Source organism: Cytobacillus gottheilii (genome assembly GCF_900166665.1).
Taxonomy (GTDB): Bacteria; Bacillota; Bacilli; order Bacillales; family Cytobacillaceae; genus Cytobacillus; species Cytobacillus gottheilii_A.
Window position 1 is genome coordinate 4,530,502 of record NZ_LT800494.1, and the last position, 20,027, is coordinate 4,550,528.

20 protein-coding genes are annotated in these 20,027 nt (G+C 35.1%); all 20 read right to left on the reverse strand.

Annotated elements, in window-relative coordinates:
* Positions 1-78: 78 nt before the first annotated feature.
* Complete coding sequence (locus B7E07_RS22195; RefSeq protein WP_019156604.1) at positions 79-2,208, reverse strand: heavy metal translocating P-type ATPase; 2,130 nt, start codon at positions 2,206-2,208, stop codon at positions 79-81.
* Positions 2,201-2,569 carry an ArsR/SmtB family transcription factor gene (locus B7E07_RS22200; RefSeq protein ID WP_019156605.1) on the reverse strand — a complete coding sequence of 123 codons (369 nt, stop codon included), beginning with the start codon at positions 2,567-2,569 and terminating at the stop codon, positions 2,201-2,203. Before B7E07_RS22200 ends, B7E07_RS22195 begins: the two co-directional genes overlap by 8 nt.
* Before the next feature lie 365 nt (positions 2,570-2,934).
* The gene (locus tag B7E07_RS22205; RefSeq protein WP_019156606.1) at positions 2,935-3,210 is read right to left on the reverse strand and encodes an iron-sulfur cluster assembly accessory protein; all 276 of its coding nucleotides are present in this window, start codon (positions 3,208-3,210) and stop codon (positions 2,935-2,937) included.
* Positions 3,211-3,223: 13 nt separating this feature from the next.
* Complete coding sequence (locus B7E07_RS22210; RefSeq protein ID WP_019156607.1) at positions 3,224-3,652, reverse strand: protein-tyrosine phosphatase family protein; 429 nt, start codon at positions 3,650-3,652, stop codon at positions 3,224-3,226.
* A 29-nt stretch (positions 3,653-3,681) separates the two neighbouring features.
* Positions 3,682-5,451 (reverse strand): arsenical pump-driving ATPase, encoded by a 1,770-nt coding sequence (gene arsA, locus B7E07_RS22215; protein WP_026682625.1) that lies wholly within the window; start codon positions 5,449-5,451, stop codon positions 3,682-3,684.
* Between the two features lie 19 nt (positions 5,452-5,470).
* Positions 5,471-5,833: an arsenite efflux transporter metallochaperone ArsD gene (arsD, locus tag B7E07_RS22220; protein WP_019156609.1), complete on the reverse strand. Its 363-nt coding sequence runs from the start codon at positions 5,831-5,833 to the stop codon at positions 5,471-5,473.
* 90 nt (positions 5,834-5,923) lie between these two features.
* On the reverse strand, positions 5,924-6,343 hold the full coding sequence (arsC, locus tag B7E07_RS22225) for an arsenate reductase (thioredoxin) (protein WP_026682626.1): 420 nt from the start codon (positions 6,341-6,343) through the stop codon (positions 5,924-5,926).
* Between the two features lie 14 nt (positions 6,344-6,357).
* A complete protein-coding gene (locus B7E07_RS22230; RefSeq protein WP_026682627.1) occupies positions 6,358-7,656 on the reverse strand; it encodes an arsenic transporter in 1,299 nt (432 codons plus the stop codon).
* 18 nt (positions 7,657-7,674) lie between these two features.
* On the reverse strand, positions 7,675-8,016 hold the full coding sequence (locus tag B7E07_RS22235) for an ArsR/SmtB family transcription factor (RefSeq protein ID WP_026682628.1): 342 nt from the start codon (positions 8,014-8,016) through the stop codon (positions 7,675-7,677).
* A 142-nt stretch (positions 8,017-8,158) separates the two neighbouring features.
* Positions 8,159-8,371, reverse strand: coding sequence for a hypothetical protein (locus tag B7E07_RS22240; RefSeq protein ID WP_257391522.1), 213 nt, complete (start codon positions 8,369-8,371; stop codon positions 8,159-8,161).
* 53 nt (positions 8,372-8,424) lie between these two features.
* Positions 8,425-9,792 carry an NAD(P)-binding domain-containing protein gene (locus tag B7E07_RS22245; RefSeq protein WP_026682630.1) on the reverse strand — a complete coding sequence of 456 codons (1,368 nt, stop codon included), beginning with the start codon at positions 9,790-9,792 and terminating at the stop codon, positions 8,425-8,427.
* An 85-nt stretch (positions 9,793-9,877) separates the two neighbouring features.
* On the reverse strand, positions 9,878-10,378 hold the full coding sequence (locus tag B7E07_RS22250) for an arsinothricin resistance N-acetyltransferase ArsN1 family A (RefSeq protein WP_026682631.1): 501 nt from the start codon (positions 10,376-10,378) through the stop codon (positions 9,878-9,880).
* Between the two features lie 72 nt (positions 10,379-10,450).
* A complete protein-coding gene (locus B7E07_RS22255) occupies positions 10,451-10,915 on the reverse strand; it encodes a MarR family winged helix-turn-helix transcriptional regulator (RefSeq protein WP_026682632.1) in 465 nt (154 codons plus the stop codon).
* Between the two features lie 537 nt (positions 10,916-11,452).
* Positions 11,453-12,325 (reverse strand): NYN domain-containing protein, encoded by an 873-nt coding sequence (locus B7E07_RS22260; RefSeq protein ID WP_026682633.1) that lies wholly within the window; start codon positions 12,323-12,325, stop codon positions 11,453-11,455.
* Between the two features lie 127 nt (positions 12,326-12,452).
* On the reverse strand, positions 12,453-14,309 hold the full coding sequence (locus B7E07_RS22265) for a TnsD family Tn7-like transposition protein (RefSeq protein WP_026682634.1): 1,857 nt from the start codon (positions 14,307-14,309) through the stop codon (positions 12,453-12,455).
* Positions 14,306-15,919, reverse strand: a complete 1,614-nt coding sequence (locus B7E07_RS22270) for an ATP-binding protein (RefSeq protein WP_251685483.1) — start codon at positions 15,917-15,919, stop codon at positions 14,306-14,308. Before B7E07_RS22270 ends, B7E07_RS22265 begins: the two co-directional genes overlap by 4 nt.
* A complete protein-coding gene (locus B7E07_RS22275) occupies positions 15,903-18,029 on the reverse strand; it encodes an integrase catalytic domain-containing protein (RefSeq protein ID WP_080848939.1) in 2,127 nt (708 codons plus the stop codon). The genes B7E07_RS22270 and B7E07_RS22275 overlap by 17 nt, the downstream gene beginning before the upstream one ends.
* Positions 18,013-18,858, reverse strand: a complete 846-nt coding sequence (locus tag B7E07_RS22280) for a TnsA endonuclease C-terminal domain-containing protein (protein ID WP_080848940.1) — start codon at positions 18,856-18,858, stop codon at positions 18,013-18,015. The genes B7E07_RS22275 and B7E07_RS22280 overlap by 17 nt, the downstream gene beginning before the upstream one ends.
* On the reverse strand, positions 18,851-19,204 hold the full coding sequence (locus tag B7E07_RS22285; protein ID WP_080848941.1) for an AraC family transcriptional regulator: 354 nt from the start codon (positions 19,202-19,204) through the stop codon (positions 18,851-18,853). The genes B7E07_RS22280 and B7E07_RS22285 overlap by 8 nt, the downstream gene beginning before the upstream one ends.
* A 109-nt stretch (positions 19,205-19,313) precedes the next feature.
* The gene (locus B7E07_RS22290; protein WP_080848942.1) at positions 19,314-19,883 is read right to left on the reverse strand and encodes a tyrosine-type recombinase/integrase; all 570 of its coding nucleotides are present in this window, start codon (positions 19,881-19,883) and stop codon (positions 19,314-19,316) included.
* Positions 19,884-20,027 lie beyond the last annotated feature (144 nt).

The following is a 20,027-nucleotide window of genomic DNA, read 5'->3' on the forward strand; positions in this document are numbered from 1 at the left end:
CGGTCAAGTATAATATTAAAATTCTTTTCTTCAAGTATTCTGCCCGTTAACGTCTTGCTATCCCTTTTACATATGATTCTATTCTTTAACTTTTAGCAATCGCAAACTGTTTAATGTCACAAGTAATGTTGCACCCATATCTGCAAATATCGCTATCCATAGCGTTAACCAACCAGGCATAACTAACAATAATGCCACTAATTTAATCGCTAAAGAGAAGGTAATATTTTGCTTGATGATTACTAAAGCCTTACGACTTAACTTTATTGTATATGGCAATTTGCTTAAATCATCAGACATTAAGGCAATATCAGCCGTTTCTAATGCTGTATCTGTTCCAGCACCACCCATCGCTACACCAACAGTGGAAGCTGCAAGTGCTGGTGCATCATTCACACCATCCCCAACCATTGCTACACTTTGATGTTTTCCTCGAAGTTCTTTAATAAAATTCAACTTATCCTCTGGTAGCAAATCAGCTTTTATATCAGTAACTCCAACTTGTTTCCCAATTGCTGATGCAGTTCTTTTGTTATCCCCTGTCAACATTACCGTTTCAATTCCAATATTATTCAATTTACCAATGACTTCTTTTGATGTTTCCCTAATTTCATCGGCTACGGCGATTAACGAAAGAATCGCTTTCTCCGTTCCTAGTACCATCACGGTTTTTCCTTGGGTTTGCATTTCAGTAATCTTTTGTTTTCTATCACTTTCAATGCTTCCGTGTAATTCTTCAAAAAGTGCTGGACTTCCAACATAATACATTTCGTTATTTACCTTGGCTTTTACACCTTTACCTGTAATAGATTGGAAGTCTTCAACTATTACATCATTAAAGTCTAATCCCTTTTCTTCTGCTTTCCGCATAATAGCTGAAGCTAATGGATGTTGGGATCCTTTTTCAATCGCTGCTGTAATGGTTAACTGTTCATTTTCATTTCCACCATATATCATAATGTCTGTTACAGCAGGAATCCCTTTAGTTAATGTACCTGTTTTATCAAAAGCAATAGCCTTCAAATGCCCTGCTTCTTCTAAATGGATGCCACCTTTAATTAACACTCCATTTTTTGCTGCATTTCCTATTGCAGTTACAACCGCAACTGGAGTAGAAACAACCAAGGCACATGGACAACCAACTACTAATACAGCTAAACCTTGATAAACCCATTCGCTCCAATCTCCCCCAAATAACGGTGGAATAACCGCAATTAAAAGAGCCAAGATCACAATAACTGGTGTATAGTATTTCGCAAATTTATCGACGAACGCTTGAGAAGGTGCCCGTTCTGCTTGAGCTTCTTCTACCAAGTGAATGATTTTTGAAAGAGTGGTATCTTCTACTCGTTTTGTCACTTTAACTTCAAGTAACCCTTCTTCATTTAAGGTTCCCGCAAAAACTTCTTCATCTATCGTTTTCGTTACCGGAACACTTTCACCAGTAATAGCAGCCTGATTTAACGTGGACGTTCCTTTTATAACGATTCCATCCATTGCTAATTTTTGGCCAGGCTTTACAATCATGATGTCTCCAACTTGAATTTCATCAACATGAATCATCATTTCTTCATTTCCACGGCGAATCAATGCTTCTTTTGGAGCAATATCCATTAATGATTCAATTGATTGACGAGCTTTATCCATTGAATAACGCTCTAACGCTTCACTGATCGCAAATAAGATGACAACGGTTGCTCCTTCACCCCACTCACCAATAAGGGCAGCTCCTATAATCGCAATGGTCATTAGCGTATTCATATCAAAGAGTAATCTGCTTAGATTTTTAAGTCCTTTAATGAATAGCGAATACCCCCCAATTAAAATAGACGCTGCATAACCAATCGAAGGTAGTATATGCTCCTCACCATATTGCTCACCTAAGAACCAACTGACTACAAGCAAAATGGCAGATATATATACCTTAATGTTTTCTTTCTGTTTCCAGAATGGTTCACGCTCTACTTTTTGTTCTTTTTCATCCCGAATCTTTAAATTTTCAAACGCCCCTGCTTTTTCCAATTCCTCAATCGTTGTATTCCCTTGAACATAAACTTTAGATGCTCCAAAGTTTACTTTCGCATTCTGAACACCAGGAAGATCTTTTACATTATCTTCAAAAATGGCAGCACAGTTGGCACAAGTAAATCCTTGAACACGATAGGCTTTCAATTCTTGTTCATTTAGTTTTGCTGTTTGATCAGACATTGGTTTTCACCTCGTTTTTATGTGCTAACGCAATCATCATTATCTGTTTGATGTGGTCATCATCTAATGAATAAAATGCTAGTTTTCCCTCTTTTCTGAACTTAACAATCCCTTGCTTGTGGAGGGTACGTAAATGATGAGAAGCATTCGCTACAGTAACACCTACAATATTTGCTATATCGCACACACATAGTTCTTCATCTTGGCACAAAGCGTAGGTAATTTTTGCTCTATTTTCATCTGCAATAGCTTTTAGCATTTGGGATACACTAACAATGTCAATTGATTGTAAATCCCCTTGTATTCGATTTACCTTTTCTTCATCATAACAATAAATCTCACAGGTATCTTTTTTATTCATTTTTTCACTCCATTCTCATTCAAGTGTTTATTTGAATATAGTATACTCCTTTTACTCGCTAACATTCAAGTGGTTATTTGAATGAATGTAAAATTGAATTATGGTATCCGATTCTAATAACAATTTTTTTAATACAAAATAAAAGGTTATCACAAAATATCCGGATAACCTCTGTTATATTTTTCGTTATTTATGCAGTTGCACAGCTACAAACCTTACCTTATTGAGCTTCCTCACTATATTGGACCGGTGTCAAATTGATTCCGAATCTCCTCAGCAAGTGTCTCTAAGGATACTTAGCAAAATCTAAAATAAAAAGGAGTAATCAACTCATGAATGAGCTAACTACTCCTTTTTACCTTTTCCTAACAACAACCACTTGCACCTAATAATACTAAACCTTCACCGTTCTGATTTTCTTCTTTGTCTAAAGTTAGCTCCTCAGTTGTAGCAACCTGTGAATCAATTGCTACTTTAATACCATTAATAGTTTCAATTATATCAGTTTCAAGTGGTGCATCTAAAGATAACGCAAATTGTGGTCCGCAGCATCCAGCAACTGAATAAAGGCGTATACCTTCTGCACCATTTTCCGTTAATACATTTTCTAATAAGTGTTTCGCAGCATCTGTAATTTTCATTAAGGTTTCTCCCCTATCCATTTGGATAAATTCTTTTTAAAGCCTCTTTCATTTCTGGCTTCACATTAATTTTTGGTCTTGCTGCCTTAGCAATTTCTTCTGCTTCAGCAATTGTACTTGCTTTTTCTAAGGCTAATAATGTTCCGATTGCAACAGTACCAGTGCGATTACTTCCTCCTTGGCAATGGAAGTAAATATTCTTACCCTCGTTATATGCTTTTATTACATGATCAATAGATTTCTTAATAGATTCTTCTTGGTCTGCTGCATCATCAACAATAGGGCTATGAATACGGTTATAAACTACATCTTCTATCGGAGCCTCAGCTCTTAAATCAAATACAACATCTATTTTCTCATTCCCTAATAAATCATTTACATCGTCTGCACCACCGATGTAAATTCTATCCTTGATTAATTCATGATAATTCTTTGTTGTCATTGTAGTACCTCCATCATTTTTCTACATCATTAATTTATATAGTCTTTTAGTTTCTCATACCCAATCTTTTCTTCATGCAACCAAGGTATAATCGCACAACTATCGGCTAAATGATTATTGACCTCACGAATCCACTCTTTTTCAGAAATTGCTTTCCCTCTTAACACAGGGTCTTTGGTATCAGTGGCAAATAGACTTTGATTAATAACCCACCATTTTGGGCTAATATTTGCTCTTCTTAAATCATCTTGTAATCGGGAGGCTTCAAATACAGGTGTAGCTTCAGCTAAGGTAACGATTACGACAGATGTTTCCTTGGAATCTCTAATCTTTGGAAGTAGTTTTGTTACACTTTCTGGCACTTCGCCAGTAGACCTAGCAATTTCCTTGCTATATGACTGTGCTGCATCTAATAAGAGTAATGTATGACCTGTAGGAGCTGTGTCAATGACGACAATCTCATTTTCAGATTTGGCAACTACTTCGGCAAATGCACGAAAGACTGCAATTTCCTCTGTACAAGGTGAGTTTAAATCTTCCTGTAAATAAGCCAGACCTTCCTCATCTAAATCCTTACCAGCAGTCGCCAACACTTCGGTTTTATATTTTTCTACTTCATCTTTAGGATTAATGCTGCTAATAGTTAGATTTTGATTTAATTGGTCGCTTTGAAATTGATACTGCAAGTGAGCTGCAGGATCAGTTGTCGTCAAATGAACTCGATGGCCCTGTTCCACCAAACCAACTGCAATGGCTGAAGCGACCGTTGTTTTTCCAACGCCCCCTTTACCCATAGTAAAAATTATTCTTGTATTAGTTGATGAGAAATCACTAATGACATCGTTTAGATTTGGTAGTCTTACTATCTCGTTCTCACTGTTTTCCTCTGATACTGGAATAACGTATTCTTTAAATAAATAACGTAAATTTTCAACCCCAGTTAGAGAATATGAAACAAACGGTAATGAATAGCTTACTGTCTGTTTTAGATTAGCTGGTATCTGCTTTAAAGCATTCCTTTGCCTTTGATAAAAAGCTGATGAAACTTCATCGTCTTTCATATAGTTCAGAAGCAGACCGTTAACAATAAGTATTTGATTTTTTATTCCAATCTCTTTGAGTTCTATTGATGCCCGGTCTGCTTCTATTAGAGATGATATATCAGGTCTTGTTACTAATATAAGTGTTGTTTTATTTGAATCCGAAAGAACATCAACAGTTTCCGAATATAAATTTTTCTTATCAGCAAGTCCTGATAAAGGACCTAAACAAGAAGCACCATGCGTACTTTCCTCTAAGAATCCGTTCCAGTCTGTTGGTAGTTGTAATAGACGTAACGTATGGCCCGTTGGTGCTGTATCAAAAACGATATGGTCATATTGGTTTATAATTTCTGTGTTTGTAAGTAAAGTTGTAAATTCATCAAATGCGGCAATCTCGACTGTACATGCTCCTGATAGTTGCTCTTCCATTGTAGCTACAACGGAATCTGGTAATATTCCACGGTATGGACCGACTACTTTTTCACGATATGCACTTGCTGATGCCTCGGGATCTAAATTACTGGCAAATAAATTTTCTACCGTTGGAACTGCTTTAGGCGAGTTTGTTAATTCAAAATCAAAAACATCCTGTAAATTAGATGCTGGGTCTGTACTAATTAGTAAAACTTTTTTTCCACTTTCCGCTAAAGCTACGGCTGTTGCACATGCAGTTGATGTTTTTCCAACTCCGCCTTTTCCAGTTAAAAATAAAAACTGTGTCTGCACAACATTTTGAGGTTTGAAAGATTGAAACATGTTTTTCACTTCTTTCTTTTCACTGTTTTTTTATGTTTAATGAAAGTCGGACTTTCGGTTTTTCAGTAAGCTCTTCAGCTTTTACCCCTAGCCATTCTGCAAGTTCTTCATTTGTTGGATAGGTTCCAACTTTAACAACTTGTTCATCTACTAAAACTACAGGTAACGCATCCGGTCCCTTTTCATGTAAAACACTATTCACTGACTGTGTTTTACCAAATTTATCAGGGTCATTTGTTAATTGATACCGTTTCACATCAAATCCTTTTTTCTCCAAAGAATATACCGCAGATGCTACTCTGGTTAGTTCTGGATCAACTGATGGACCACATACTCCTGTTGAACAACACATTGCTGGATCAAATATCTCGACTTTTTTCATCTAAAACCCTCCGATTAATATTAAATAAGCATATACTTATATTAGTCTTTAAAGAAAACCAAGAGATGGATCTCTTGGTATAAGGCTGTTTTATTCTCCAGTTTCAGCAAAACGCTTGATTCTTTCACCTATTTGGTCACGAACTCGTTGGAATACAGCCCATTTTTCCTCTTCACTTCCTTGAGCTTTTGCAGGGTCATCAAATCCCCAATGATCACGTTTTACATGTGGTGGTGTCATTGGACACTTATCAGCAGCATCTCCACATAAAGTAACGACAAATTCAGCATTGTTTAGGATCTCTGGGTCAATAATGTCAGATGTTTGATTTGAAATATCAATTTCTACTTCATTCATTGCTTTCACTGCATTGGGATTTAAGCCATGTGCCTCGATACCTGCACTCTTAACTTCCCACTCATCACCTAAATACTTCTTCCCCCAGCCTTCAGCCATTTGGCTTCTGCAAGAATTTCCAGTACATAAAAAATAGATTGTTTTTTTAGACATAATAATTCTCCTTTTTAAAATAGAGTAAGTGTTAGGTAAAGACCTAATAATGTAATAAATAGAATTGGAATTGTTAAAATAATACCCGTTTTAAAATAAGTTCCCCATGAAATTTTAACACCTTTTTGTGACAATACATGAAGCCATACTAATGTTGCTAAAGAACCAATTGGTGTGATTTTTGGACCTAAATCGGAGCCAACTACATTAGCATAAATAAGTGCTTCCCTTAACACACCAGATGTATCTGTTTCAGCAATGGCTAAAGCATCAATCATAACGGTTGGCATATTATTCATGATGGATGAGAGGAAAGCAGCTAAAAATCCCATTGCAACAGTTCCAACAAATAAACCTTGATCAGCTACTGTTTGAATGACACTTGCCAGTGCAGATGTAAGTCCCGCATTTCCTAATCCATATACCACCACATACATTCCAATAGAGAAAAATACAATATTCCAAGGTGCACTTTTAATAACTTCCTTAGTATTAACAGAAGCACTACGTCTTGCCATTATGAAAAAGAAAATAGCAATGGTTCCTGCAATTATAGAAACAGGTACGTTGATGAAATCGCTAGTAAAGTATCCAATTACTAATAAACTAAGAACATACCATGATAAGCGAAACATTTTTAAGTCTTTAATAGCCTCTTTTGGTTCCTTTAATTTTGATAAATCGTAATTTCTAGGGATACTTTTTCTAAAGTAAATTAACAATACAAAAATCGTCGCAATCAGTGAAAATAAGTTTGGAATTATCATTCGTGAGGCATATTCCACAAATCCGATACCAAAAAAGTCTGCAGAGACTATATTTACTAGGTTACTTACAATAAACGGAAGTGAAGTTGTATCAGCAATAAATCCACTTGCCATAATGAAGGGAAATATCATTTGTTCTTTAAACTTTAAATTTCGTACCATAGCAAGTACAATGGGTGTTAGAATTAATGCCGCACCATCATTTGCAAATAAGGCCGCTACAATAGCACCTAGAATACTGATGTAAACAAACATCTTTATTCCATGACCTTTTGCTACCCGTGCCATGTGTAATGCTGCCCATTCAAATAATCCAATCTCATCTAATATTAATGAAATGAGGATAATTGCAACGAAAGATAACGTTGCATTCCATGTAATGTCAATTACTTCAAGAACATCACTAAATCCCACTACTCCTGCTAATAAAGCTATTACAGCCCCTCCGCAAGCTGACCAGCCAATATTTAACCCTTTAGGTTGCCAAATAACTAAAATCAATGTTGCAATAAAGATAATAAGAGCTAAAATAAGTGTTCCTGACAAAATGTAAAACCCCCAATATTAACAACAAGAAATCCGTTTCCCTTGTTTTTCTAAATCCTCTAACTTATCCTTTTGGCTAGGTAATTGGTTAAGAATCTGAGTAACAAATGGATAGTAGATATTGTTCTCATTAATTGAATAAAAAACCCACTGTCCCTTTTTCTCCTCTTGAACCAATCCCATATCTTTCAACCTTCTTAGATGTTGGCTTATAGCTGGTTGTGTCATTTGAAATATCTCAACAAATTCACATACACAACATGCTCCACCATCAAGAATTTTCATCATGGTTAGCCTAGTTTTATCTCCTAATAGTTTAAGTATTACAGCAACTTGTTCTATTTCAATAGTCGTTTTCAATTTTACACCTCACTTTTTCACTTTAAATAAGTATTTACTTATATAATAATCCACTTATATATGTGTTTCAAGTTTTTTCTTCAATGGTTTTTCACAGCACTTTCCCCTCTAACTATTTGTCTATGGTAAAAAGGTTTTAAACTCACTTTCCTTCCTCTTTTAAATCCTCATACGCATTTGTAAAACGTTCAAAAGAAATGCTCCCAAGTGTTTCCTTATCTTTCTGAAATAGACGCTCAAACGTGATTTCCTTTGCCTTTTCTAAGGTGCATTGTCTACTATTCATAATTAATTTAAGATATGCAATAAAGTATTCTTTACTTAAATTACCACCTTTATTAATGACCATCATCATTACCTCCAAAAAAAGGAGAGTATATTCGACTCCCCCTTTCTAATTTCACAATTTTAGCAGCATGAATTTGAACTACAGGATGCTTTTGTAACATTTAGATTCGTACTACATACACCCGTTTCAGGTAATTCCAACTCAACCTTCTCTGAGGCTTCGTAGTCCCCTGATATGTATGCTACAACGGAGCGAACCTGCTCATATCCTGTCGCCATTAAAAATGTTGGTGCTCGACCATAGCTTTTTGCTCCAACGATATAAAAATCTTTTTCAGGTTGCCGTAATTCTTTTTCCCCATGAGGACGTACCGTTCCACAACTATGAATATTAGGATCAATCAATGGAGCGAGAGCTTTGACACATTCCGTTGCTGTATCAATGCTGGTCCTCACTTCCCGAAGGATTGAAAAGTCTGGACGATTCCCTGTATTGACAATCATTTCATCTATATCTGAATAGGTTTTTAAGTCATCTTTAGTCTCCCCTACTAGCTCTATTTTCCCATTTTCCCCTTTAATGTTTTGAATCCTAAAAGGAGTAATAACTTGAACTACGCACGAATCCACTAATTTGTGTATGCGACTTCCTAAATCACCTCTCGCCTCGAGTGCATCCAGTTCCTCTCCTCCATAAGCCTCTTCAACTCGCACTTTTCTCAAAACCCATACAATTTCTGTTGCGGGATATTCTTCTCTTAATTTTGCTAACTCTAATAATGAATTGATTGCAGAATGGCCACTTCCAATAACAGCAACACGTTTATTTAGATAACGGCTTTTACCTGCTCCTAGAATATCTGGGATGCCATAGAAAATTTGATTTTTTATGGCTTCCTCTTCTTTTAACCAAATGCCATTTGAATTTGCAGGATTAGGATTACCCCAGGTGCCTGTTGCATCAATAACTGCTCTCGCCTCAAACTTTTTAAATTCGCCATTTTGCTCTGCATAAATGACAAATGGTTGTTTTTCTCGATTAGCAGTTTTCATTTTATCCATATTTTTTCGGCTAATTGAAAAAACCTTTGTATTAGCAAACAAAGATTTTTTAATTTCAGGAGTATTTGCCAACGGCTTTAAATATTGATCAACTAATTCTTTCCCAGTAGGTAATTCATTTAGGTCTGGCTCAGTCCAACCTTGTTCTTTAAGAAGTTTAGATGCCGTCTCATCAATGTTATATCTCCAAGGTGAAAATACTCGAACATGACCCCATGTTAGGATATTCGCCCCTACTTGAGCTCCAGATTCTAAAAGAATAAATGGTTGATCATATCTTGCTAAATGGGCTGCTGCTGCAAGACCTACAGGGCCCGCCCCAATAATTGCAACGGGTAAATGTTTGTTTTCATCTTTATTAGTTTCTTTCAATTCCTCTTCAGCTTGACAACAGGTCGGTTTGATTTCTATCCATTCCATTTTCATCTTTCCTCTCATTATGTTTTTTAAAGAAGACTACTTCGACTTTGTAACTGAGATATTTGCTGTATGTAAAATCCAGATGCTTAGATTAACAATTTGCACCTAGTATTTTTTCCATCGCCATTACATCTACAAATTCACCATCAAGAATTCCTTGATTCTTAAATATCCCAACTTGGCGATACTTCAATTTGTTATATAAGCCTTGACCTATAGAGTTAAATGGGAAAGTAAATAAAACTAATTTATAAAAGTCATGATTCGATGCTTCTATTTCAAGTTGTTTTAGCAACCTTTGCCCAATCCCTTTCCCTCTAAAATCACGATGGATATAGACCGAGATTTCCCCTACTCCCCTATAGGCATCTCTAGGATTATAAGGACTTATGGCTGCCCATCCGACAATGTTTCTTTCTTCATCCTCTGCGACCAACCCAACGTATCTCCCCTGACGATGAAGAAACCAGGAATGGATATAATCTTGATCTTTCGTTCTAGTTTCAAGTGTGGCAATCCGATCCTCTATTCCTTGATTATAAATCTGAAGAACTTTCATCAAGTCTTTTACTTCGACCTCCCTAATGATCATTAATCACCCCTCCTTTAATTGCTAAAATCAACACTTGATAAAGTCAAATATCACCCAAAAGGAAACCACTATTTATTTAGTGGTACAACAACCAGAACCAGATCCATCATTCATCCTCATGGCACTCAGTAAGACCTGTAAACTATCTATAACCTGATCCTTTTTATCATCTGGAATGAATCCTAAAATCTGCCCAATGTATTGATTCATTTGACCGGAGATTTCGTTTGCTTTTACTTGCCCTTCTTCAGTAAGTAATAAAACAACATAACGTCTATCGTTTGGATCTGGGGTTCGAGAAACATACCCTAATTCCACCACTTTATTGATTTGCCTACTTAGCATTCCGGTATCCATGGATAATTTCTCAGCCAGATCAATTAAGGAAATACGGGGATTTTTATCCAGTTCATATATAATGTGACTTTGCAGGACTGTTATTCCGCAACATTCTGAACCTTCACGCTGTAATAAACCAAAATCACGAACCAATTGTTGAAGAATTTCTCTGATCTCAATTGCTTCTTTAAAACTCATTTTTTCATTCACCTCACAGTAAATGATATATACAACAATTGACTTTGTCAACTATTATTCAAAAGATTGAAAGGATATTGTGCAAAAAGGATGAAATCACGATTGGATTCTTTTCGTTGTCTACCTATGTAATTTCCTTTTCCATTCCATTTACACTCTGTTGAGGCATAACTAACTGATTTGATTATTTATGATTGTTATGGAATCACTTTTTTACCTTCTTATTTACCTATTTTCCAATCCTATAGGGCATAAATTCATTTATTTTGAAGGTTCACCAAATGAGAAAAGATCCTTCAATTTTTAGAAGGATCTCCTCAAAGCGTTCTTTTAATTCGTTCTTTAATTCGTTCATTTATAAATCGTTCTTTTTAATCGTTCTTTTTGAATCTTCATCATCATTATATTCATTTTTAGAGAAAAATACAACACTTTCTTTAAATTTTTTTTAACTCTAAAGATTTTTTGATTCTTTGAGAAGGAGATACCAGTGTTTGTTTAGCTAAAACATCTAACATAAATTAATTAATTTGACACTTATACTAAGGATTCTTCTCTTGTTTCATATTTAACATTTATTTCCTCGTCCAAGGTTAATCCTAGCTCATTCAGCTTTTCGGGGTTTATAAAATTAGCTTTTCTTGTTGTTTCCTTATCCTCTATATTAACTTCTACCTCTTTAATAATAATTAATTTTTCATTTTTAAAATAATCCAGTATTGCAGAGGAATCAGATGGTTGCAAATTAAAACTTGACTCATCATTCAAAAATTCTAAAATATTTTTTTGATAAATTACTGTCAGAGGTTTAGAACCGTATTTAACAAATAGTCTATTCATTCCTTTATTAATACAATTTAAGTATTTTAACTTTTCCTCATCACTTGATTCTATATCTTCTATATCAAAAGGTCTGTATGTTTCCACACCTAAAATATCCTCAATCTTCTTTACATTAATCCTAGTTTTTAGGCTTTCTACGTATCTTTTTTTTACTTTAGATTCTAAGTATAAAAGAGTTATTTCTTTATCTTGATAACTAAGCTCTAAAATTAGAGGAAGCATATCAGAATCCGAGGAAACAATTACATAGTGTTCGAACTTACGAGTATTATATAGCGATTTAATTACATCAATCGCCAAAGCTAAATCAGACGCATTGGTTTTTCCATCTCCAATGGAATTAATATGCCGTAACTCTACTAAATTCTCCTGTAGATCACTTATTTCATTATTTGCTGTCTTAAAGTCACAAAACGCTTTAATAAGTTGGACTGAATTTTCCTCTCCTAATGCTAAATGTTCTAGTATTTTTTTTACTACTTCACTTGTTTTAAACTGGGAATATGATTCATTAATAGAACGGTATAAATTATCATAATCCATATATACTGCTGTCGCTTTCCCCATATCTATACCCCTTAAATTAAAATTAGTAATAATTTCCTAAATTTATTATACTGAAAACCCCTCTTTTTTACTATAGAATAGTAGACACTTTTCAAAACACTATGTAATCACTTGCACCGGGATACTATTAAATACTGAAATTAGTAATTTGTCGTATGTACTCACTTACCTCTTCGTAGAACTTTTTATTAATCCCGGCATTCCTAAGCACCTTCCATACCTTTATTTCATCTTCGTCATTATTCATTAAACCAATTACATAACCTATTCTTCGTACACGAAAATCCTTTTCTGACTCACAAACATCATCTACCAATGCTTTGGTTTTTGGCATCTTATCTAAATGTTGCTCCAATAACGCTCTTTCTCCAATTACATCACCAATCCTCTTAACTGTAACCCTTTTAGGCTTATCGTTGTAATATCTAATTTCATCCATAGACTTTTGTACACTAGCTAATATCTCTTGGTCTCTTTTCTGCCAATCCACTCTCTTATTATCGTTTCTTCTCTTTTTCAAATTAGGTGAATTATTTTGAAGCCACTCATTATCATTTCTATATAGATAGGCATAAGTTGCTGGATTAATATTTCTTAGTTGAGTCTTAGATAGCCGTGGATTCTCGCCTTGCAGCTGCATCCAAACTTGTCGATATCTTTCGATAGTTCCACTCTCATCCTGCTTCAAAACTTCTTTTGTTGATTTCTCTATCCCCTCTTTTTCTGATTTATATTTAATCACAGTTCCGGGATCAACATTTAATCTTCGAGCAATCTCCCGATAACTGAGTTTTTCTTCTAACAAAGTTTTTAATACCTTGTTCCATATAGGACCAAAATCCATAATCCGTGTATAGCGGTACTGTCCTGTTTTTTCTGGGTCCTGTCCTTTTCTTGTATAAGAAAATCCACATACAGGACAAGTAAATCTCCCAATAGGTTTCTTTGTTTTCTCACATATTCTTACAGTTACTTCATCAATAACCTTCTTATGATACTTGGGACAAACGACATTAAGGCAAGGCCATTTAGGCTTTCCGAAAGGATAACTTTCAAAAGAATTGCCCTTAAATATTGAGTTAGTATCTAATCCAAGAAAGGTTAGCATTAGAATGTGATAATAAGGATGAAATGACTTTCGATGTTTACGGGATATATTGGCTATCCAAGAATCGGATTGCCGTATTTTCACATGCAGATTTTCCAAAACTTGCTGTGAAAAATATGTATGAAAATCATCATACAACTTTTTCTGATAAACCTGTCCTCTATAACTAGCGTAACCTTTTTCCATTAAATGATAGCGATAAAACTTTGTGAAATGGGAAAAGCATTGATTTTGATATTTCCTATTCAATAAATGCTCTGCTCGTAAAACAATATCCTTGAGATGTATTAGGTTGTTCTCAGTTATTTTTCTCTTTCTTTTCAAATCACAGTTGCTGGTGGTTGGTAAGATAAAAGCATGTTTATTAGAATGAGTTATCAATACATCGCTATCCTCTAACCACAACTCATGCTTAGCACAAATGAGATTTCCAGGTAACTGATGAAGGCGATGCCAGTACAATTCTCGATACGTAGCTATATCTTCTTCAGCACAGGCTGAACAATATTTTAAATACCTGTTTTGTGGTATCGAACTTGCCATAATACCCGATTGCATATAAATCTTCTTTCCGTCATCACTTGTCATAGACTCATAAATTGATTGAGCCTTTTCTGTTGGCAAGAACACTGTATAAAAAGGATACATTGTATGTTTCTCTATAAGCATCTGTTCGTTCAATGTCGTGTTTTTAGGCAAATGCTGAACTAGAGAGGCAATTCCAGATGGCAAAAATACCGAAGCACTTATCGTCCTCTTACCGAATAAATCTTCCAATGTGTGTTTCCAAAAAACATTTCCTGATCGGATGTGATACCGAGCAATAATACTATATAAAAGTTCATCAGGATATGGGGTTGGGAATTGTATAATCATGAAACATCACGCTCAGGGTAATCCTGCTTAATTACTCCAGCATCTAGTAGTGCTTGATACGCAATTATTTGTTGTTCTTTCCCTTTTTTTATAATGGTTCTTAGGTCGTTACTTATTACTTTATCCGTACTTTTTTCATTATTGTTTAATAGAAGAAAAACATCTTTTACGACTTGTGATACATCCCTTATTTGATTGTTCTCAGAAACAACTTTTTGTGCTGCCTTAACAGCAACATCATTATTAAAACCTAGCATCCCTAAACGGAAAACAGTATCATCAATTAATTGTACTTGCTCATTTTTCCGTTCGGCTCCTTCTTGGAGTGAGTTCAGTACCTGATTTTGATCAACAATAATCCGTTCTTGTTCAATAAAGTCCTCAATATTTGGTAGCATTATGTCGTCATATTTTACTAGCTTGCTATAGTCCTTGCTCTTTAATGTATTTAGCATAGGCTGAACCATTTTTAATTCTTCTTGAGCCACTTGTTTAATTAACGCAGTGGTAATCTTTTCATTACCACTACTAATAGCACGTAGCTGCACCATCATATAGAGCTTAATTGCGATGTCTGCAATTCCTTGAGACTCATTATATAGGGTTGAAGAAATTTGTTCTGTAATCGGTGATTCCTCTTTTGTCCACTGATATTTCCACATACCCTGAACAAATAAATCCCAAATAGCATCTTTTTCAAATCTATCCCACATGATGTTCCCCATATTAGTGCTTCTTCTTGCTTGTCTAAACTGTGATTGTAAGACATCCATTGCCTTTGGGGTTCCAACCATAATGAGAGGGATATTTATCGTATTGATTAACGCTGTAAAAAAGTTTAATATCTGTGCTGAGCTAGAGCTTTTTATACCCTTTAAATGTTGTAACTCGTCCAGGAATAGCATGCCAAGGTTTATACTTTTAGCAATCTGAGCCATAATGGGCATTAGCTGACTTGTTGACAAATGACTGTTTACGTATCTATTAAAATAGTTGGAGCCTAGAAGTAGATCTACTTGATACATAAAATCGTAAATAATGGTTTTTACGGAACCATCAAAAGGGGTTTCAATTTTTAAATAGGTTACTTGATAGTGATTTAAGGCTTGCCCTTTATATGAAACATGAGAAATGACCTGTGGAATGGTTTGCAAGACTCGCTGTAATGTACGTGTTTTTCCTACACCTGAGACCCCCAAAATACTCAATGTTTGTCCTGTCTGGATAATAGACTTATCAAAAGACTTATTTTGTATATTATTCCAGTTATCCACAAAAGTTTGTGCATAAGTAGAACTTACTGGATTGCGATAGGTATAACCAGTTCTAATTAACCTAGATATTGATGACTCAATTCTTAGATGGATCGGGATAGCTTGAAAATAATGCAGCAACCTAGAAATTAGATGAACTCTCTGATGGTCATTCAAATATCTTTCTTCCTTATTATATGGAGGATACATGCTTAGACGGTCAATGACTTCCTCCTGAGAATAGATTGGCGGCAACGCCTCTATAAGAGGATTGCCTTGATATTCCAATATCTCTTGTTCCCTATATTCTGCAATTTGTGCCTCAGTTCCATTATGTAATTCAATTATCTCCATCATAAAGCACTTCCTTTTGTTTCTTTCGGAAAATATCCAACACTTTTACCGGTTCAGTATCATGATTTACTTCGTTCGATTGCTTTCCAATGTTATTTTGATCCACCACGGTTTGTTTTTCCCTTTTAAATATTTCTCTCTCTTTTTCTCGATTTTCTCTAATATTCTTTATATCTTTAGGAACCTCACCATTTAAGATTTGATTGTTAGCCTCTTTTTTCGCCATTTTAACAATCTCCTCTATGTCCTGAGCTAATTGAATTGCTCCATTTAAACTGCTTTCCTCATATTCTGCCTCTTGTTGCTTTCTTTCAGTTTTTAAACTCACAACTTCTTCCATCTTTACACCACGATACATTTCGTATTGTTCGATTAATGAACAAACTTCATAGTTCAACCTATCTATACGAATATAAATATTAGATACGTCTTGAGGATCATAATGCACCCCCATACTCCAACTGCCTTTTATTCGAGCCTTAGAAAACCACCGTTCTTTCAATGCTTTCGCACAAGTATAATAGAGACCTCCAAAGTTGATTCCTTTCGGGGTGATTTTTGCACTAGCTTTAGGTAAAACACTACTTCTGATCGCATCTAAAGGCATAGTTCTCAGTAATCCTGTTCCTTTACGCAAACCCCACTTAAATATTTCTATCGGTATTGGTGGGACCTTTTCTGCTATCATACTTTGCGTTAACGGGTAGTCCGATAAATAATTATGATTGTTATAATATAGAACCGTTCTGACTAAAATTTGGACGTACTCGTTTAGGTTTAACACTGCTTTCTTCCTGTAATCCTTTCCTCCACGCTTCATAAAATCTTTTTGGACCGCCCCAGGGAGGAATGGAGAGATGTGGTCCTGAAGAATGTCAAAGTATTTTTCGCATACGGCCTTTAGCTCAGGTCTGTACGGACCTAAATTTTGGATCTTAATGTTTAAATCCGCCGTGATTTGTGTTAATTCATTGGAAATCAACTCACTACCCCGATCCGCCAAAATAGTATGCGGAAGATAATGAATAGGCCAATCATTTTCATCAATATCCATATCGAGGGTCCGCTTGCAAAATTCCTTTTTATCTTCAAAGGCATTTGCAAGAGCCAACCTCAACGATTCTTTTGACATATTTTGAATTCCTGCATATACAGAAACAATACACCTGGAAAAAATATCCACAGTTAAATAAATGACAGGACGGCCAATCACTATATTCCTATCAAAACTTGAAACTAAATAAACATCACCAATGGTTGCATCAATGGCATATGTACCTATCCCCATAGAATCTTCTGTGGCTGAACCGGTTATAGCACGATAGTTTTGTAAAAATTCCCTTCTGCCCTCTCTTTTATGAATGGCATCTTCCGGTTTGTACCACTTGCGATACCAATAATAGAATTGGTCATATGAAATAATTGGCTTATCTAAATCTAATACTTTATAGCCTGACTTTTCATCCTCTTTGGAGAAATACTCCTTTACCATTTGCTGATAAGCATATTTTAATGAGGGTTTAGAACGAATAAAGTAGTATTTTTCTAGGCTAATTCTAATGATTTTCTTCCATTCATCGGTTATTGCTGCCCTTTGAATAGAGGAAGAGTAAGCGAAGGGTCTTCCTGCCTTTTTGATATATTTACGTTCCTTTCCTTGCTGTTTCCCACACTTATTAAAGTCGGGTAAGAGAGCATTCTTTACCATCCCTCTCGACCAATATCGTTTTAAATATTGTCGAATGGTCTTTGTGCTAAGGAAAAAATCCTTACTGGCCATTTTTATTAGCTCTGATCTCCTCTTTGGAATAAAAATGTCAGGAATTAAATAGATTTGATTTATTACTATCCATGCTTTATCACGTTTTTCAATTTCTATCCCAGATAAATCTTCTTCTTTCACGCTGAACGCCCACGGTTCAGTTGCAACCTTTGTAATCTCACCTTTGATCAAAGAGGATTCTATACTGTGTATTTCCTCACTGTAAGGAAATGATGGTTCACGGACATTAACTAGAAAACAAAGTTGATGCTCATTATCGACCCAAACTACCCTTTGAATAAATTCAGGATTTTCAGTGCTTTGTAATAAATCATTAATTACCAACTGCATACCTTACATCACCACCATTTTCACCAGTAAATTCAATATGATAATTTTCAATTTTATTAGTCAAATAGATTTTCCTGCTTAAATCCATGCTTACTTCTTTATGGGCTATCAAATGTTTAAATAAGATTAGACCCAATCCTTCATCCAAGCTATATTCTCTTTCCAATCGGGAAAAAATGCCTTGAAACGTATCCGATTTATTAGACAAATACTGAACTATATCTCTTTTTAAGTGGGGCAAATTCAAAGTAAGCAATGGATAATCTTGAATGTCATAGGAGTTCAATGCCCAGCCAATATTTCGTGCCAATTGTTTATTGATTTCTTTTTCTGTCACAATTCCAAAATCAATCCCTTTCTTTTCAAAATACCTTCTTTGTAGTTCCAATCTTTGCAAGGTTGCATTTTTCTCTAACTCCTGTGATTGCTTAATTATTCTTGCTTGATAATAAGGTTCTCCATTTTCCCCCTTCCTTGTTACAAAAAAAGAAACCGTAAAGATATGTGGTACTTGTGTCTTCGTATCAAATAGTTTCTTTGTAAGCTCCTCATCCACTTGGATATTCATGTCATGGAAATCTAGTAAAGGGTACTGCTCCCTTATGTCAGTAACATGGTCGTCAAATTCCAATAAGTAGAAGTAATATAACTGCATATCGCTTAATAGATGGTAGACCCTTTGAGTGGTATGACCAAAAATACGAGTAGATCTTCCTTTCGATGCTATGTCTTGAACTTGCAGCCATGGTTTATAGTCTTTTCCTGTTCCTTGACCTCGTTTTTCCATTAGGAACCTTTTAATAGTTGTTTCATTCCATTCTCTAATCATTCGGTATCCCCCTACTCCCTCTTTCTTGAAGAATAATGTGTTCATTATCAATTGCTGAATCAACAGTTGTTTTGAATTCACATTTAAAAAGATTAGAATATTCATCCCAACCATTAAATGGAGAGTAATTTTTATCCTGTGAATCATTAATACGACATAATTCTTCTTTTATCAGTGTTAATTGCCTACGGATTAAATAACGTAAGAACTGTGACCCTGTTACTTTTTGGAATTCAGAAACAAAATCAACATAAGAACAACCCGCCAATTCTTCTACATGTTTATTGCAAATCTCATCATGATAATGCTCATCAATGTATTGAATGACAGCATTAATTTTGTCCATCGTTTAGTAAGCCCCCTTAAATATAAAAAAGCATTTGTTGCGTTGACTTTTGTCAAAACGGATTGTTTTTTTTCTCCGTATAACAAAGTCAGCAACAAATGCCTCTATTTTATAAATTAACTTGTAAGTACAATTCATCAAGATCTTCTTGTAATATTCCAAGATACCTTTTAGTTTCCGCAACGGACCTATGATTAAGGGCTATACATATGTAATCAAGTGATATGCCTTTCTTAAAAGCCCAATAGCCCCAAGTTTTTCTCATTCCGTGCGTTGAGAATTTCTCTGTTATCCCTACCATATCACAGGCTTCATTCAACATTGATGCAGCATATTGCCTGGTGATAGGTTGATTGGTTCCCTTTCTACTGGTAAAAAGGAAGTCCTCCTGTTTCTTATCAGGAAACTCTCTATTAAATTCTTTAATACTTTTCGCTAAATTTGGCGTAATCGGGAACCGCTTATATTTACCAGTCTTCTTTTCATTCACTTCGATAAACTCTGTTGGCTTCCTACCGTCCCACACTTGATTCACCTTTAACATCAAAATGTCAGAAATTCTTAGAGCTGATGAAATACCGACCATAAAAAGCAAATAGTCTCTTTTATTTTTCCCTCGAAGGTATCCTTTCACCGCTTCAAGTTGTTTTAAATCTCGAATCGGATGAACAACTTTCACTTTAGTTCACCTCCTGTATGAATCTTACATATTCATTGTAAATCTCTATTTGAGTAAGATTCAACAGCCTAGAGGCAAAATCCAAAAATAAAAATGCCGATTTTATAGGATTTCCTTGTTTACACAACAGGGTTTTGTAAAGTA

Coding starts and splice junctions, on each gene's coding strand:
- B7E07_RS22195 (WP_019156604.1), bottom strand. CDS start 2,208: ATGTCTGATCAAACAGCAAAACTAAATGAACAAGAATTGAAAGCCTAT.
- B7E07_RS22200 (WP_019156605.1), bottom strand. CDS start 2,569: ATGAATAAAAAAGATACCTGTGAGATTTATTGTTATGATGAAGAAAAG.
- B7E07_RS22205 (WP_019156606.1), bottom strand. CDS start 3,210: ATGAAAATTACAGATGCTGCGAAACACTTATTAGAAAATGTATTAACG.
- B7E07_RS22210 (WP_019156607.1), bottom strand. CDS start 3,652: ATGACAACAAAGAATTATCATGAATTAATCAAGGATAGAATTTACATC.
- arsA (WP_026682625.1), bottom strand. CDS start 5,451: ATGTTTCAATCTTTCAAACCTCAAAATGTTGTGCAGACACAGTTTTTA.
- arsD (WP_019156609.1), bottom strand. CDS start 5,833: ATGAAAAAAGTCGAGATATTTGATCCAGCAATGTGTTGTTCAACAGGA.
- arsC (WP_026682626.1), bottom strand. CDS start 6,343: ATGTCTAAAAAAACAATCTATTTTTTATGTACTGGAAATTCTTGCAGA.
- B7E07_RS22240 (WP_257391522.1), bottom strand. CDS start 8,371: ATGATGATGGTCATTAATAAAGGTGGTAATTTAAGTAAAGAATACTTT.
- B7E07_RS22245 (WP_026682630.1), bottom strand. CDS start 9,792: ATGAAAATGGAATGGATAGAAATCAAACCGACCTGTTGTCAAGCTGAA.
- B7E07_RS22250 (WP_026682631.1), bottom strand. CDS start 10,378: ATGATCATTAGGGAGGTCGAAGTAAAAGACTTGATGAAAGTTCTTCAG.
- B7E07_RS22255 (WP_026682632.1), bottom strand. CDS start 10,915: ATGAGTTTTAAAGAAGCAATTGAGATCAGAGAAATTCTTCAACAATTG.
- B7E07_RS22260 (WP_026682633.1), bottom strand. CDS start 12,325: ATGGGGAAAGCGACAGCAGTATATATGGATTATGATAATTTATACCGT.
- B7E07_RS22265 (WP_026682634.1), bottom strand. CDS start 14,309: ATGATTATACAATTCCCAACCCCATATCCTGATGAACTTTTATATAGT.
- B7E07_RS22270 (WP_251685483.1), bottom strand. CDS start 15,919: ATGATGGAGATAATTGAATTACATAATGGAACTGAGGCACAAATTGCA.
- B7E07_RS22275 (WP_080848939.1), bottom strand. CDS start 18,029: ATGCAGTTGGTAATTAATGATTTATTACAAAGCACTGAAAATCCTGAA.
- B7E07_RS22280 (WP_080848940.1), bottom strand. CDS start 18,858: ATGATTAGAGAATGGAATGAAACAACTATTAAAAGGTTCCTAATGGAA.
- B7E07_RS22285 (WP_080848941.1), bottom strand. CDS start 19,204: ATGGACAAAATTAATGCTGTCATTCAATACATTGATGAGCATTATCAT.